The sequence below is a fragment of the Planomonospora alba genome, assembly GCF_039534085.1.
Taxonomy (GTDB): Bacteria; Actinomycetota; Actinomycetes; order Streptosporangiales; family Streptosporangiaceae; genus Planomonospora_B; species Planomonospora_B alba.
This window is the reverse complement of sequence record NZ_BAAAUT010000023.1, coordinates 1-15,313: the sequence shown is the minus strand read 5'-3', so window position 1 is coordinate 15,313 and position 15,313 is coordinate 1. Positions and strand designations below refer to the sequence as shown.

Genomic DNA, 15,313 nt, shown 5'->3' with positions numbered 1-15,313 from the left:
AAAAGCTATCAGCCGGGAGGGATACCCTCAATGCCATGGCGAGGCGAGAGACCGACCCGGTCGACGAACTGGTCGCGGCCTGGCGGGCCGAGCTGCCCGAGGCCGCCACCCTCGAACTGGAGATCGTCAAAAGGGCCGCGCTCCTGAAGGGCCGCATCGAGGAGACCACCCAGTCCGTCCTGGGCCGGTACGGCCTCACCTACGCCGACTTCGACGTCCTGACGACGCTGCGCCGGTCGGGTGCCCCGTACCGGCTCAAGCCCGGCCGGCTCGCCACCCGCTCCTCGCTCACCACCGGCGGGACGAGCAACATCCTGCAGCGGCTCACCGGGGCCGGGCTCGTCGAACGCGAGCCCGACCCCACCGACCGCCGCAGTTCCTGGGTCCGGCTGACTCCCGAGGGCGTCCGGCTGGCCGAGGAGATCACCCTGGCGACCACCGAGGCCCACCGGGACCTGTTCACCGGCGTCCCCGCGGCCACCGCACGGGCCCTGGCGGACCTGCTGCGCGAGGTGCTCGCCGCGCTCGGGGACCGGCCGGACCCGCGCCGCGGCCACCGGTGACCCGCCGGGGCCTCACCGCGGAGGCCGCCGGCGACCGGCCGGACCCGCGCCGCGGCCACCGCCGGCCACCGCCAGGGCCTCCTGCGCCGGCGCGGCGCCCCTACGCCTGCGCCCCGCGCAGGTGCGGCGGGGTGAACAGGCCGAACAGGTTGCCCGAGGTGTCGCGGACGTAGGCGAAGTCGGGGCCGTTCGGGTTGTCGAGCAGTTTGAAGACGACCTGGCCGCCGAGGCTCTCGGCCCGCGCGCAGGCGGCGCCGGTGTCGGCCACGAGGACGGAGAAGACCGCGTGGCCCGGGGACTCCCCGCCGGTGGCGTACACGCCGCCCTTGGGGCCGTCGCCGCCGGGGTAGCCGACGAGCCGGTAGTCCATGCCGCCCTTCGCCGACCCCTCGTCGGCGGTGAAGGACCAGCCGAACAGCTCGCCGTAGAACTTCTCCGCACCCTGCGGGTCGTCGGTGGCGATCTCGAACCAGGCCACGGTGTTGATCATCAAGTGTCCTCTCGGAGCGGTTTCCTGAACGCCTCCACGATGGACCGGCCCGGCGACAACCCTATGTCGGTGTTTTCACTCGAATTTCGGGCTTCCGAAAACCAGCCCTGGCACCTGCGGCATGACCCGCTCCGGCGGGTGCTCGGGCGAGGGCTCCTCGGTCTCCTCCGCCCGGACGATCCGGTCGAGCCGGAAGATCCGCACGTCGCGCCGGAGCCGGCACCACCCCACGAGGTACCAGTGGCCGCCGCGCCCGCCCACGAAGACGGCCGGCTCCACCTCGCGCCGGGTCGCCTCGCCCTTGGCATCGGTGTAGTCGATCACCAGCACGCGCCGGTGCAGCAGCGCCTGCTCGATCACCCGCGACACCCGCGGGTACGGCTCCGGCTCGACGAGCAGGTGGACGCGGGCGGCCAGCCGCCTGGCCCGCTCCCCCTCCTGCGGGGGCATCGCGGCCACCAGCTTGCGCAGGGCGCTGCGGGCGTGGCGGGCGAAGGGGCTGCCGGCCGCCTCGCTGAGCGCCACCGCCACCGCGACCGCCTCGGCGGGGGTGAAGTTCAGCGGCGGCAGGGAGGCGTTCTTGTCCAGCACGTAGCCGCCGGTCCTGCCGGGCTCGGCGTAGATCGGCACCCCGGCCTGCTGCAGCGCGGAGATGTCGCGCTCGACCGTGCGCACGCTCACCTCGAACCCGGCGGCGAGCTCGCGCGCGGAGCGGGGCCGGGGCGAGACGGCGCGCAGCTCCTCGACCAGGGCGTAGAGACGGTCGGTACGGTTCACAACCCGACGGTACGCGCCCCCGCCGACACTTCCCGGGGAAGGGGACGCGAAAGGAACTTCCGGGCGCTCCCGACCGCTTGAACAGTCAAAAGAGCATAGATACCCTGTCTCGACACTTCTCATTGGAGTTCGATGGCTCAGAAACACCCGATGGCCCGGAAACCTCCGCGCAAGCCCGCCCGGCTGGAGCCGGGGGGCAAGGCGTCCAAGGCCATCGTGATCTCCGGAATCACGCTCGTCTCGTTGATCGTCGTCGGCGCGTGCGCGGCGGACGACGACTACGAGGAGGTCGGCGCCGACTGCGTCAACCTCGACAACCGGCTTCCCGACGGCTCCTACGAGGTCGTCGACGAGGACCTCTGCGACGACGACGGCACCGTCCGCTACCACGGCTCCCACGGCGCCTATGGCTGGTACTACGGCGGCGCCCGCAGCGGCACCAGGGTGTCGAAGGGCACCACCGTCAGGCCCTCCGACGTCCAGATCACCACCCGCAAGGGCACCGTGATCCAGCGCGGCGGCTTCGGCGGCCGCGGCTCCAGCGGCAGCTGACCCTCCGCGATGAGACGCGAGAGCTCGCCTCCCCGCCCCGGCTGGGAGAAGATCATCGAAGAGCAGGGCCTGGCCTACCACCGCTCCGTCCACCCCAGCGGTCTCGGCCGCCCCTACTGGGACGAGAGCGTGCACTACGTCTTGTCCATGGACGAGGTCCTGGCGCTGGAGGAGCAGGTCGAGGAGCTGCACCGGATGTGCCTGCACGCGGTGGAGCACGTGGTCGCCGCCGGCCGGTACCGCGACTTCGCGATCCCCGAGTGGGTCGCGCCGGAGATCGCCCGCTCCTGGGAGCGGCGCGACCCGCACCTGTACGGCCGCTTCGACCTGCGCTACGACGGGACCGGCCCGGCCAAGCTGCTGGAGTACAACGCCGACACCCCGACCAGCCTGCTGGAGAGCTCCGTCGTGCAGTGGTTCTGGCTCCAGGACCGCCACCCGGGTGACGACCAGTGGAACTCCATCCACGAGCGGCTGGTCGACCGGTGGCGGCAGATCGCGGCCGCGCTGCCCACCGGGCCCGCGCACTTCGCCTGGACCTCCATGGACGCGAGCGGGGAGGAGGCGATGACCGTCGCCTACCTCCAGGAGACCGCCGGCCAGGCCGGTCTGGCGACGGTGGCGGTGGCGATGGAGGACATCGGCTGGGACGCGCTCAACCTGCGGTTCGTGGACATGGAGCGCCGGGTGATCCGCACGCTCTGCAAACTCTACCCGTGGGAGTGGGTGGTCGCCGACCCGTTCGGGGCGGACGCCGTGCGCCAGCAGGTCTCGATGACCTGGATCGAGCCGCTGTGGAAGATGCTGCTGTCGAACAAGGCCCTGCTGGCGGTCCTGTGGGAGCTGTACCCCGGCCACCCGAACCTGCTGCCGGCCTACCTCGACGGCCCGCGCGACCTGCCCGCCCACATCGCCAAGCCCCTGCTGGGCCGGGAGGGCGCGGGCATGCGGGTCGTCGCCCCCGGCCAGGACCTGCGGACCGGCGGCGACTACGGCGCCGAGGGCCACGTCTACCAGGCGTTCGAGCCGCTGCCCGTCTTCGCCGGCCAGCGGCCGGTGCTCGGCGCCTGGGTCGTCCACGACGAGGCCGCCGGGCTCGGCATCCGCGAGACGTCCGGGCTGATCACCGACGACACCTCGTCCTTCGTCCCGCACCGCATCGCACTGTGAGAGCCCGGGCGGGAACCCGGCCCTCCGCGACGGGCGACCGCCCGACCCACGTACGGCCGTGAGGCCGCCGACATCCAGATCATGGAGAGAACGACATGAGCACCACCCCGGTCCTGCTTTCCGCCCCCGCCGAGACCGACACGACCCTGTCGCTCGCCGAGCTCCTCGGCCGCGGGGCGCTCGCCATCGCCGGCTACGCGGCGCTCGGCGTCATCCTGCTGATCATCGGCTTCTACGTGATCGACCTGGCCATCCCGGGCAAGCTCAGCCGGCTGATCAAGACCGACCGCAACCCCAACGCGACCCTGCTCACCGCCTCCGGGCTGGCCGCCGTCGGCCTGATCGTCGCGGCCTCCATCTGGTCCTCCGGGGGCGCGCTGCAGGAGGGCCTGCTGGCCACGGCGGTCTTCGGCCTGGTGGGCATCGCGGTGCAGACCGTCGCCATGGTCCTCTTCGACAAGGTCGCCGGGATCTCCGTCCGCGAGCTGGTCGCCGAGCCCGAGCTGCAGCCCGGCGCCCGCCTGCTCGCCGTCACGCACGTGGTGATCGGCCTGATCACCGCCGTGGCCGTCATCTGACCGGCGGCCGATCGGCTCCGACCTTCTCCCGGCCGCCCGCCGTACGGCTGTCGCATCCCGGCCGAGCTGGCAGTCTTAAGGCGTGAACGATCAGATTCGCGAGGACACCACGCGCAGACTGGAACGGGCCATGGGCGCCCTGGGCACGGCGGCCATGGCCCGGATGGACGACCGGTTGCCGTGGTTCCGTGCCCTGTCCGCGGAGGACAGGTCCTGGGTGGGGCTGGTCGCACAGGCCGGGATCGCCGCGTTCGTGGAGTGGTTCCAGCACGCCGGCGAGGGGCGGCCGACCCCCAGCATCGAGTTCTTCGGCACCGCGCCGCGCGAGCTGAAGCGGTCGATCTCGCTGCAGCAGACCGTCGACATCGTCCGGACCGTGGTCGAGGTCGTCGAGGCGCGGACCGCGGAGCTCGCCGCGCCGGGCGGGGAGGAGCAGCTGGAGCAGGCGATGCTCCGCTACACCCGGGACGTCGCCTTCGCCGCCGCCCAGGTCTACGCCCGCGAGGCGGAGGCGCGCGGGGCGTGGGACGCCCGGCTGGAGGCGCTCATCGTGGACGCGCTCGTCCGCGGCGAGGTGGACGACGGCCTGCACTCCTGGGCCGCCGCGCTGGGCTGGACCTCCTCCCCCGTCGTCGTGCTCGCCGGGCGGGCGCCCGACGACGACCCCCAGGAGGTGATCGACGGCCTGCGCGACCGGGGGCGCCGGGTCGGGATGGACATGCTGGCCGGGGTCCAGGGCGACCAGCTGATCGTGATCGTGGGCGGCGCCGACAGCGTCAATGCGGCGGCCAGGCACGTGGTGCCCCGTTTCGGGCCCGGTCCGATCGTGATCGGCCCCGAGGTGAGCGACCTGCACACGGCGGCGAGCTCGGCGCGGGCCGCGATCGCCGGCCTGCGGGCCGCCGCGGGCTGGCCGGACGCGCCCCGGCCCGTCCACGCCGAGGACCTGCTCGCCGAACGGGCCATCGACGGCGACGAGGCCGCCCGGAGCCAGCTGATCGAGAACGTCTACCTGCCGCTCGTCGGCACTCCGCTCCTCGACACGCTTGCGACGTATCTGGAGCAAGGTACATCACTCGAAGCGACGGCTCGGCTACTCTTCGTACATCCGAACACGGTACGCTACCGGCTACGGAAGATCACGGAGCTGACCGGATACCAACCGACGGAGGGCCGCGCCGCCTTCACCCTGCAGGTGGGCCTCATCCTTGGGCGGCTGTCCGAAACCTCCGCGATCTAATCGCCCTTTACTTAATGCGGGCGAAACCTCTTCCGTAGGTTTCCTACAAAAAACTGTGGAAGAAGTTCGTTCGGATCTCCATCCATGTGGCTAACTCCTACAGGGCAGGCTGGATTTCGTGCTCGTCATCGTCGCTCCGGGCCAAGGCGCCCAGACCCCAGGCTTCCTGACCCCATGGCTCGAGATACCGGGCCTGGCGGACCGCCTGTCCGCCTGGTCCGAGGTGGTGGGCCTCGACCTGATCTCCTACGGGACCACCGCGGACGCGGAGGCGATCCGCGACACCGCGGTGGCCCAGCCGCTGCTCGTGGCGGCCGGGCTGGCCGCGGCCGAGGCCCTCGGCGTCTCCCTCTCCCCCGCCTCCGGGGCCGGGACGGCGGTGCCGGACCTCGTCGCCGGGCACAGCGTCGGCGAGCTGACGGCCGCGGTGCTGGCCGGAGTGCTCACCGCCGAGCAGGCCCTGACCCTGGTGCGGGAGCGCGGCCAGGCCATGGCCAAGGCCGCCGCGATCACCGAGACCGGCATGGTCGCGGTGCTCGGCGGGGCCGAGGACGAGGTGCTCGCCGCGATCGAGCGGCACGGGCTCACCCCGGCCAACATCAACGGCGCCGGCCAGATCGTGGCCGGCGGCACGCTGGAGCGGCTGGAGGAGTTCAAGGCCGAGCCGCCCGCCCGCGCCCGGCTGATCCCGCTCCCCGTCGCGGGCGCCTTCCACACCGCCCACATGGCGCCGGCCGTCGACCAGCTGCGCGAGGCCGTCGCCTCGATCACGCCCCGGGACCCGTCCGTCCCCGTGCTGTCCAACGCCGACGGCGCGGTCGTCGCCGGCGGCGCCGACTTCCTGGCACGCCTGGTCGACCAGGTCGCCAACCCGGTCCGCTGGGACGCCTGCATGGCCACGATGGCCGAGCGGGGTGTCACCGCGATGGTCGAACTGCTGCCCGGCGGCACGCTCACGGGCCTGGCCAGGCGCGCCCTGCGCGGTGTCACGACCGTCGCCCTGAAGACCCCCGACGACCTCGGCGCCGCGCGGGAGGTCCTGAAGTGAACCGGCACGGATCCGGCGGGGCGGTCCCCGCGACGGGAACGGCCCGCACGGCGAACGAGGAGCGGTGATCGACGCATGAAGGTCTCGCAGGGCGCCCCCGGCGCCAAGATCCTGGCCTTCGGCCACTACCAGCCCTCCAAGGTGCTCACCAACGACGACCTGTCGAAGACCATGGAGACCAGCGACGAGTGGATCCAGAGCCGGGTCGGCATCAAGGAGCGCCGGATCGCCGAGAGCGAGTCCGAGATCGACCTGGCCGTGCAGGCGGGCGAGAAGGCCCTCGCGGCCAGCGGCCTGCTCCCCGCCGACATCGACCTGGTCGTCGTCGCCACCTGCACGCTGGAGACGCAGATCCCCAACGCGGCGGGCCGCGTCGCCGCCCGGCTCGGCATCGGCGCCCCCGGCGCGCTCGACGTGAACACCGCCTGCTCCGGCTTCTGCTACGCGCTGGCGGTGGCCGACGACGCGATCCGCGCGGGCTCGGCCACCCACGTCCTGGTCATCGGGACCGAGAAGTTCTCGCCCTGGATCGACTGGACCGACCGGAGCACCGCGGTCATCTTCGCGGACGGCGCGGGCGCCGCGGTCGTCGGCCCGGCGGAGACCCCCGGCATCGGCCCGGTGGTCTGGGGCAGCGCCGGCGACAAGGCCGATGCGATCATGGTGAAGGACCGCCACTCCTTCCTGAAGCAGGAGGGCCAGACCGTCTTCCGCTGGGCCACCACCGCGCTCCACCCGGTGGCCAGGCTGGCCTGCGAGCGCGCCGGGGTGGACCCCGCCGAGCTCGCCGCCTTCGTGCCCCACCAGGCGAACGTGCGCATCATCGAGGCCATCGCCCGCCGGATCGGCGCCGACAACGCCGTCGTCGCCAAGGACATCGTGCTGTCGGGCAACACCTCCGCGGCCTCGATCCCGATGGCCCTGTCCCGGATGATCGAGCGCGGCGAGGTGCCGTCCGGCGGCCTGGCCCTACTGCTGGGCTTCGGCGCGGGCCTGACCTACGCCGGCCAGGTCATCGAGATCCCGTAACAGGCTTGCGCGGCCCCACCGCGCAAAACGAGAAGAACACCAACCCAAGGAGAACACGCGACATGGCCATGACCGAGCAGGAGATCCTCGCTGGTATCGGCAAGATCATCAACGAGATCACCGGCATCCCGGCCGCCGAGGTCACCCCGGAGAAGAGCTTCGTGGACGACCTCGACATCGACTCGCTGTCCATGGTCGAGATCGCCGTCGCCGCCCAGGACGAGTTCGGCGTCGAGATCCCCGACGACCAGCTCAAGAACCTCCAGACCGTCAAGGACGTCATCAACCTCATCCAGAGCTGACGGGACGACGTCCCGGAGCCGCAAGAGCCAGACCCGCGATGCACAAGGAGCGCAGAACGTGAACACAGACCAGGTACGTGTCGTCGTCACCGGGCTCGGCGCGACGACGCCCCTCGGCGGAGACGTCGCCTCGACCTGGTCGGCGCTCCTCGCCGGTCGGTCCGGGGTCCGCACCATCACCGAGGACTGGGCCGAGTCCGTCCCCGTGAAGTTCGCCGCCTTCGCCGCCGTGGATCCGACCGAGGTGCTGCCCCGGCCGGAGGCACGGCGGCTGGACCGCACCGAGCAGCTCGCCCTGGTGGCGGCCCGGGAGGCGTGGAAGGACGCCGGGATCGAGACGGTCGACCCGGAACGGCTCGGCGTCGTCGTGGGCAGCGGGATCGGCGGCATCACCACGATCCTGAGTGCCTACGACACCTTCCGGGAGAAGGGCTGGCAGCGGCTGTCGCCGTTCACCGTGCCGATGCTGATGCCGAACGGCCCCGCGGGCTGGATCGGCATCGAGCTCGGCGCCCGGGCCGGCGTGCACGCCACCGTCAGCGCCTGCGCCACCGGCGCGGAGTCGATCGGCTACGCCATCGAGATGATCCGCTCCGGCCGCGCCGACGTCGTGGTGGCCGGCGGCACCGAGGCCGCCATCCACCCGCTGAACATCGGCTCGTTCGCCGCGATGCGTGCCATGTCCACCAGGAACGACGACCCGCAGGGCGCCTCGCGCCCCTGGGACAGGGGCCGGGACGGGTTCGTGCTCGGCGAGGGCGCCGGCATCGTCGTGCTGGAGTCGGAGGAGCACGCCCGCGCCCGCGGCGCGAAGGTCTACGCCGTGGCCGCGGGGGTCGGCTACTCCGCCGACGCGCACCACATCGCGCAGCCCGAGCCGAACGGCACCGGGGTCATGACGGCCATGCGCCGGGCCCTGGAGAACTCCGGCCTCACCGGCCAGGACGTCAAGCACGTCAACGCGCACGCCACCTCCACCCCCGCGGGCGACGTGGTGGAGACCGTCGCGATCAAGAAGGTCATCGGCGGCCACCCGCTGGTGACCTCCACCAAGTCGATGACCGGTCACCTGCTCGGCGGTGCCGGGGGCATCGAGTCGGTCTTCACGGTCCTCGCGCTGCACGAGCGGATCGTCCCCGGCACGATCAACGTGGACGACCCCGACGACGGCATCGAGGTGGACCTCGTGCTCGGTGAGCCGCGCAAGCTCCCCGACGGCCGGATCGCCGCGATCAACAACTCCTTCGGGTTCGGCGGACACGACGTCGCCGTCGCCTTCACCAGCCTCTGACAGGAGCAGGAGCCCGCCATGACCGTGCTCGAGAACAGACTCGACAACCGGACCGCCGAAGGCGCCGCGGCGGCCGGGACCTCCGGGGAGGCCGCCGATCCACGCGATCCCCAGGTGCGCCTGGCGGCCCTCCTCGACGAGGGATCGATCCGGCTGATCACACCGGTGGACCGCAGCGGCGTGCTCGCCGCCATGGGCCGGGTGGAGGGCGTGCCGGTCGTCGTCTTCTGCAGCGACGCCCGCGTCCAGGGCGGCGCCATGGGCAGCGAGGGCTGCGAGCACATCGTGCACGCCTACGACGTGGCGGTCCGCGAGCGGGTCCCGGTCCTCGGCGTGTGGCACTCCGGCGGCGCCCGGCTGGCCGAGGGGGTCGAGTCCCTGCACGCCGTCGGCCGGGTGTTCGCCGCGATGACCCGCGCCTCCGGCGTGGTCCCGCAGCTGTCCGTGGTCGTCGGCCCGGCCGCCGGCGGCGCCGCGTACGGCCCGGCCCTGACCGACATCGTGATCCTTGCCGACGACGGCCGCATCTTCGTCACCGGGCCCGACGTGGTCCGCAGCGTCACCGGCGAGCAGATCGACATGGCGGCGCTCGGCGGCCCGGAGCCGCACAGCAAGCGCAGCGGCGTCGTGCACGTGGTCGCCAAGTCCGAGACCGACGCCTACGTGCAGGCCCGCCGCCTGGCGGTGCTCCTGGGCCACCAGGGCCGCATCCGCCCGGACGTCGAGGAGGTCGACTTCTCCGGTCTGCTGCCGGACAGCCCTCGCCGCGCCTACGACGTCAAGCCCCTGGTCAAGGGTCTGCTGGACGAGCCGGGCGTGGAACTGCACCCCAAGTGGGCGCCGAACGTCGTCACCACGCTGGGCCGCCTCGGGGGCCGGACCATCGGAGTGATCGCCAACAACCCCATGCGGCTGGGCGGCTGCCTGGACTCGGCCTCCGCCGAGAAGGCCGCCCGCTTCGTACGCATGTGCGACGCCTTCGGGGTGCCGCTGGTGGTGCTGGTGGACGTGCCCGGCTACCTGCCCGGGGTGGGCCAGGAGCACGACGGCGTGGTGCGCCGCGGCGCCAAGCTGCTGCACGCCTTCGCCGAGGCGTCGGTGCCGCGGGTCACCCTGGTGACCCGCAAGGCGTACGGCGGCGCCTACATCGCGATGAACTCCCGGTCCCTGGGCGCCACCAAGGTCTTCGCCTGGCCGACCACCGAGGTGGCGGTGATGGGCGCGCTGGCGGCGGTGCGCATCCTCAAGCGCCGGGAGATCGCGGCGGCCCCGGAGGAGGAGCGCTCGGCCCTGGAGGCGCGGCTCGCCGCCGAGCACGAGGTCCTCGCCGGAGGTCTCGACCGGGCCATCGAGATCGGCGTGGTGGACGAGGTGATCAAGCCTGCCGAGACCCGCGGCGCCATCGCCCGGGTCCTGGCGCGGGCCACCCCGGCCCGCGGCGCCCACGGCAACATCCCGCTGTAGGCCCGCGGGCCCGGACACGGCGACGGCCCCGTACGGAGAGAGTCTCCGTACGGGGCCGTCGCCGTGTCCGCCGGCACCGGGTCCGGGCGGAGCGGCCGTCCTCCTCGGCCGGGGAGGGCCAGGCCGCTGCTGGGCGGCCCGGTCCGGGGAGCGCGGGGGCCGCCGGCGGGGTGCGGGGGCCGGGGCGTACGCAAGGCCGCGGAGCGGAGGCCGGGGCATGCGAGGGGCCGGGGCGTGCGGGGCGGGGGCGTGCGGGCAGGTCCCGGCCGATAGGTCGCAAGGCGCGCGAGAAGGAAGGTCCGGCCGGATCCGTCCCGGCTCAGACCGCGGCGTGCAGCCAGCGGACCGGGGCGCCCTCGCCCGCGTAGCGGAACGATTCGAGCTCCTCGTCCCACTGCTTGCCGAGCAGCCGGTCGAGCTCCTCCTCCAGGACCACCCGGCCCTGGCGGGCCATCAGCATGGCGGAGCGCAGCCGGTCCTCCGGCACGAGGATGTCACCGGTGGCCCCGATCACGGCCGTGAAGGCGCCGAGGCTCGGGGTGTAGGCGTGGCGGGAGCCGTCGCATCCCGGGGAGGCGTCCTCGGTGACCTCGAAGCGGATGCGCTGCCAGCCCATCAGGGACGAGGTGATGGCCGCGGCCGTTCCCGGTCGCCCCTCCCACTCGGCCTGTGCGCGCACGTGGCCCGGCGCGGCGGGCTGCGGCGTCCACGTCAGGTCTACGGGCACGCCAAGGACACCCGCGACCGCCCATTCGATATGAGGGCACAGCGCGGGCTGAGCCGAGTGGACGTAAAGCACGCCACGAGCAGACACCGGACCTCCCGTTTCGTACGAGGTGCGCCTTCCCCAACGGCCTCGTCCCCGGATGATCACAAGTGACTGAAGGAGAGACTACCGTCGGTCGCGACATCACACCAGAGGGGGGTCATACCGAGATGGTGCGATGAGGCTCTCTCTCGCACCGGAATGGGCGTTCCGTACCGTTTTCGCCAGGACGACCGAATCCTTTCGCTCACCGGACTTTGCGAATACATTACCGACTCTCCAGGCGGAGTCGTTCTGGAGTTCCCATGGCACGGGGCGCGCCCCGGAGACGGGAGAAGCGATCCGCGTCTCCGCTCCCCGAAGGGTTCATCTCGGGCATGGTCGGAGAAGAAGATTTCCACGACGCGGCGACCGACATCGGAGGACCCCATGGACGCCGACATCATCCGGGTCGAGCCCGTCCCGGGCTCCCCCGCACTGATCAGGGCGGACCAGCTGCTGACCGACGCCCCCGGCATGGAGGCCGCCGCCCGCTGGACCGCCGCCGCCTCCGAGGCCGACGGCGTCTTCCGGCTCCGGCTCGCCCCCGGCGTGGACGTCTGCGACCTGGCGGCCACCGTGCGGGAGCGGGGGCATCGCGCCTCCCCCAACCACGTCCTGACGGGCCAGCCGCTCTTCTTCGGCGGCCCGGCCTCCCGCCCGTTCCCCGCCGCGCCCGTCCCCGCCCCGGCCTCCGCCCGGCCACCGGACGACAGCCCGGTGACGGTGGCGGTGCTCGACACCGGCCTGGCCGAGCACCCGTGGTGGCGCGACAGCCCCTGGTTCACGGAGCGGCTGCGCGAGATCGCCGAGGTGCCCGACGCCGACGGCGACGGCGCTCCGGACGCCCAGGCCGGGCACGGCACCTTCGTCGCCGGGCTGGTCCTGCGCTCGGCCCCCGAGGCGAGGCTCCACCCGATCCAGGTGCTCGACGGCCACGGCGTCGGGGACGAGGCCGGGCTGCTGCGCGCCCTGGCGCGGCTGCGGGACGACCGCCCTCAGGTGCTCAACCTCTCCTTCGGCTACCACACCTTCGACGACCGCCCCTCCCCGCTGGTGGAGGCGGCGCTGGGCGCGCTGAGCGGCACGGCGGTGGTCGCCTGCGCGGGCAACACGGCCTCCGACCGCCCGTTCTGGCCCGCCGCGCTGCCGGGGGTGGTCGCCGTCGGCGCCCTGGACGCCGCGCAGGAGGGCAGGGCGCCGTTCTCGGCCCACGGCCCGTGGGTGGACGCCTGCGCCCGGGGCGAGTGGCTGACGAGCGCCTTCCTGGAGTACGGGGCGTTCGGCGGCTACGCGCGCTGGAGCGGGACGTCCTTCGCCGCCGCCGTGGTCTCCGGGGCGATCGCCTCGGCCGCCCGGGACATGGCCCCGCAGGAGGCGGTGGCCCACGTCCTCGACCCCCGGCGCACCCGGAAGATCTCCGATCTCGGGACCGTCGTGCCCCTCCCCGGGTAAAGTCCCACCCAAGGTGACCGCCCGGGCACCGCGCGTGCCCGGCGGGTTCTTTGACGTCCTTGCGGAGGCGCCGTGGTCGACCAGCACACGATCGAGGCCGTCCTGGCGGGCGACCAGGCGGCCTGGGACGTGCTGGTCCGGCGCTTCACCCCGGTGATCTGGGCCGCGGTCCGCGCCTACGGGCTGAGCCCCGCCGACGCGTCCGACACCGTGCAGGGGACGTGGCTGCGGCTCCTGGAGAGCCTGCACACCATCCGGGATCCGGACCGGATCGGCTCCTGGCTGTTCACCACCGCCCGCCGGGAGGCGGTCCTCCTCCTGCGGCGGAGCCGGGGCGAGCGCCTGACCGCGGACCCCGCAGAGCCGGGCGGGCCCGGCGGCGCGGAGCACACCGCGGATCCGGCGGCGGCCGTGCTCACCGCCGACGAGGGCCGCCGCCTCTGGCGGGCCGTCGAGACCATGGACGAGCCCTGCCGGTCGCTGTTCCGGCTGATGGCGACGGCTCCCGACGCGGGCGTCCGCCAGCTGGCCGGGCGGCTGGGCATGCCCGCGGGCAGTTACGGTCCCACCCGGCGCCGCTGCCTCGACCGGCTCCGCTCCGTGCTCGCCCTCCAGGAGGCGGCGTCCTGATGACACGGCACTCCTCCGCCGACGACGAGTCCCTGATCGCCGCCCTCCGCCTGGCCTGCGGCCACGACCCCGTACCCGGTCACGTGACGGCCGCCGCCCGGGCGGTCTTCGGCCTGCGGCTCCCGGGCGCCGCCACGGCCCGCCCGGTGGCCGTGCCCGCCCCCTCGGGCGTCCGCTCCGCCGAGCGGGCCGGCCTGCTCCGGTTCGGCGCCGGCGGGCTCACCGTCGAACTGGACGTCGACTCCTCGGGCGGGCTGGTCGACCTCGCCGGGCGGGTCAGCCCGCACCCGGGGCCGGATGCGCGGGTCGAGGTCCGCACCCCGGACCTCACCGAGGTCCGCGAGCTCTCCCCCACCGGGCAGTTCGCCGTCGTCGGCCTGCCGGGCGGCTGGCTCAGCGTGGTGTGCCACCGGCCGGGCCTGGCACCCGTCGCCACGAGCTGGACCCTCGTCCGGCCCGGATGAGCGCCGTCCCCACCCGCCCTCCCGCCGCCCCGGGCGGCGCGGGATGACCGCCCTCGCCGCTGGTGGTCCCGCCGTCCCGGACGAGGCGGTGGAGGAGGCCGACCAGGCGGTCCGGGTGGCCGGTGACGACCCCGCCCGGGCCCGGGAGCTGGCCCTGGCCGTCCTGCGCGGCGGGGCCTCCGGCGAGGCCGCCTCGGTCGCCCACCGGGCGCTGGCGCTCGCCGCCCGCGAGCTGGGCGACCTGCCCCTGGCCGACGAGCACCTGCGCCGCGCCGAACACATCGCGCTGCGCGCGGGGGCGCCCCACCGGGCCGCGCAGGCGCGGCTCTCCCTCGTCCACGTCCGGACCGAGCTCGGCCACCCCGCCGAGGCCCTGGCCATCGCCGCGGCCGCCGAGCCGTACCTGACCGCGGTGGAGGCGGCGCGGCTCGGTGTGAACCGCGCGGCCGCGCTGGTCCGGCTCGGCCGGCACCGCGAGGCGGTCCGCCACTGCGACCGCGCCGCGGCCCTGCTGGGCGAGGATCCCGCCTTCCTGGCCGGGGCGATGCTGAACCGGGGCCTCGCCCGCGTCTACCTCGGGGAGTTCGCCGCGGCCGAGGCCGACCTGGCGCGGAGCGCGGAACTGGCCCGGGCCGCGGGACTCGAGCACGTGCTCGCGCTGGCGGAGGGCAACCTGCCGTTCCTGGCCGCGCGCCGCGGCGACCTGCCCGCGGCCTTCGCCGCCTACCACCGGGCGGAGCGGATCCTGTTCGGCTGCCCGGAACGGCTGGCCACGGTCCGCTGCGACCTGGCCGAGGCGCTGGTCGCGGCCGGCCAGCCCGGGGAGGCGCGGGTGCTGCTCGACCAGGCGGTGCCGGAGCTGGAGGCGGCGGGCGCCGAGACGGCCCTGACCGAGGCGCGCTTGATGCTCGCCCGGGTCGAGCTGCGCACCGGCGACCCCCGCAGCGCCCTGCACAGCGCCGAGGCCGCCCGCGAAGGGCTGCTCCGCCAGGGGCGCACGCTCATGGTTCCGCTCGCCGCCGAACTCGTGCTCCGGGCGCGGGCGGAGCTCGGCGGGCCGGGCGGTCCCGTAGGGCCGGATGGCCGGGGCGACCGCGGCGACCGGAGCGGCCCCGAGCTGCCCGCCGGTCCGAGCGTCCCGGCCGATCCGGGCGGCCCGGCCCCGGACGGCCGACTGGTCGCCGAGATGCTCGAGTGCGCGGCCGACCTCGACCGGGCGGGCCATCCGTCCGGACCGCTCCGGCTCACCGCCGCCGAGCTCGCCCTCCGGCGGGGCGACGGGCGGACCGCCGACGAACAACTCTGCCGGCTGGCGGCGTCCGGCCCCGGGCCGATCTCCCGGCACGCGGCCGCGCTGCGGCGGGCCGCGGCCGGCGACCGGCGCGGGGCGCTCGCCGCGGCCCGGGCGGGACTGGCGGCCCTCGCCACCGGCACGGGCCCCGCGGGCGCGTCCCC

16 protein-coding genes and 1 pseudogene are annotated in these 15,313 nt (G+C 74.1%); 14 read left to right on the top strand and 3 right to left on the bottom strand.

Features of this window, described 5'->3' with window-relative positions:
* Positions 1–35: 35 nt before the first annotated feature.
* Positions 36–563 (top strand): MarR family winged helix-turn-helix transcriptional regulator, encoded by a 528-nt coding sequence (locus ABD823_RS15510; protein WP_344860086.1) that lies wholly within the window; start codon positions 36–38, stop codon positions 561–563.
* A 100-nt stretch (positions 564–663) separates the two neighbouring features.
* On the opposite strand, the gene ABD823_RS15505 is transcribed toward ABD823_RS15510, so the two are convergent.
* Both ABD823_RS15505 and ABD823_RS15500 read right to left on the bottom strand, forming a co-directional pair.
* On the bottom strand, positions 664–1,053 hold the full coding sequence (locus tag ABD823_RS15505) for a VOC family protein (RefSeq protein ID WP_344860084.1): 390 nt from the start codon (positions 1,051–1,053) through the stop codon (positions 664–666).
* Positions 1,054–1,128: 75 nt separating this feature from the next.
* A complete protein-coding gene (locus tag ABD823_RS15500; protein WP_344860082.1) occupies positions 1,129–1,830 on the bottom strand; it encodes a helix-turn-helix transcriptional regulator in 702 nt (233 codons plus the stop codon).
* A 150-nt stretch (positions 1,831–1,980) separates the two neighbouring features.
* On the opposite strand from ABD823_RS15500, the gene ABD823_RS15495 reads away from it, so the two are divergent.
* The 9 genes from ABD823_RS15495 to ABD823_RS15455 all read left to right on the top strand — a co-directional run bounded on the left by ABD823_RS15495 (position 1,981) and on the right by ABD823_RS15455 (position 10,504).
* Positions 1,981–2,382: a hypothetical protein gene (locus ABD823_RS15495; protein WP_344860080.1), complete on the top strand. Its 402-nt coding sequence runs from the start codon at positions 1,981–1,983 to the stop codon at positions 2,380–2,382.
* Between the two features lie 9 nt (positions 2,383–2,391).
* Positions 2,392–3,552, top strand: a complete 1,161-nt coding sequence (locus tag ABD823_RS15490; RefSeq protein ID WP_344860078.1) for a glutathionylspermidine synthase family protein — start codon at positions 2,392–2,394, stop codon at positions 3,550–3,552.
* 95 nt (positions 3,553–3,647) lie between these two features.
* Entirely contained in the window at positions 3,648–4,130 is a 483-nt protein-coding gene (locus ABD823_RS15485) for a DUF350 domain-containing protein (RefSeq protein WP_344860076.1), read from the top strand.
* A gap of 130 nt (positions 4,131–4,260) precedes the next feature.
* Complete coding sequence (locus ABD823_RS15480) at positions 4,261–5,370, top strand: PucR family transcriptional regulator (protein WP_344860237.1); 1,110 nt, start codon at positions 4,261–4,263, stop codon at positions 5,368–5,370.
* Positions 5,371–5,488: 118 nt separating this feature from the next.
* On the top strand, positions 5,489–6,418 hold the full coding sequence (locus tag ABD823_RS15475) for an ACP S-malonyltransferase (protein ID WP_344860074.1): 930 nt from the start codon (positions 5,489–5,491) through the stop codon (positions 6,416–6,418).
* A gap of 75 nt (positions 6,419–6,493) precedes the next feature.
* Positions 6,494–7,447: a beta-ketoacyl-ACP synthase III gene (locus tag ABD823_RS15470; protein ID WP_344860072.1), complete on the top strand. Its 954-nt coding sequence runs from the start codon at positions 6,494–6,496 to the stop codon at positions 7,445–7,447.
* Positions 7,448–7,509: 62 nt separating this feature from the next.
* Positions 7,510–7,749 (top strand): acyl carrier protein, encoded by a 240-nt coding sequence (locus ABD823_RS15465; RefSeq protein ID WP_344860070.1) that lies wholly within the window; start codon positions 7,510–7,512, stop codon positions 7,747–7,749.
* A gap of 58 nt (positions 7,750–7,807) precedes the next feature.
* Positions 7,808–9,040 carry a beta-ketoacyl-ACP synthase II gene (gene fabF, locus ABD823_RS15460; protein WP_344860068.1) on the top strand — a complete coding sequence of 411 codons (1,233 nt, stop codon included), beginning with the start codon at positions 7,808–7,810 and terminating at the stop codon, positions 9,038–9,040.
* Between the two features lie 18 nt (positions 9,041–9,058).
* Positions 9,059–10,504, top strand: coding sequence for an acyl-CoA carboxylase subunit beta (locus tag ABD823_RS15455; protein ID WP_344860066.1), 1,446 nt, complete (start codon positions 9,059–9,061; stop codon positions 10,502–10,504).
* A 319-nt stretch (positions 10,505–10,823) separates the two neighbouring features.
* Here the strand turns inward: ABD823_RS15455 and ABD823_RS15450 are convergent, their stop codons facing one another.
* Positions 10,824–11,318 carry a DUF3145 domain-containing protein gene (locus tag ABD823_RS15450; protein ID WP_344860065.1) on the bottom strand — a complete coding sequence of 165 codons (495 nt, stop codon included), beginning with the start codon at positions 11,316–11,318 and terminating at the stop codon, positions 10,824–10,826.
* A 381-nt stretch (positions 11,319–11,699) separates the two neighbouring features.
* Here ABD823_RS15450 and ABD823_RS15445 point away from each other — a divergent pair, with 381 nt between their 5' ends.
* From ABD823_RS15445 to ABD823_RS15430, 4 genes and pseudogenes are all read left to right on the top strand, one after another.
* Positions 11,700–12,764, top strand: a complete 1,065-nt coding sequence (locus tag ABD823_RS15445) for a S8 family peptidase (protein ID WP_344860063.1) — start codon at positions 11,700–11,702, stop codon at positions 12,762–12,764.
* Positions 12,765–12,836: 72 nt separating this feature from the next.
* Positions 12,837–13,394, top strand: a complete 558-nt coding sequence (locus ABD823_RS15440) for an RNA polymerase sigma factor (protein WP_344860062.1) — start codon at positions 12,837–12,839, stop codon at positions 13,392–13,394.
* The gene (locus tag ABD823_RS15435; protein WP_344860060.1) at positions 13,394–13,858 is read left to right on the top strand and encodes a hypothetical protein; all 465 of its coding nucleotides are present in this window, start codon (positions 13,394–13,396) and stop codon (positions 13,856–13,858) included. The genes ABD823_RS15440 and ABD823_RS15435 overlap by 1 nt, the downstream gene beginning before the upstream one ends.
* A gap of 43 nt (positions 13,859–13,901) precedes the next feature.
* Positions 13,902–15,313 (top strand): annotated as a pseudogene (locus ABD823_RS15430) (hypothetical protein); the annotation flags it as partial.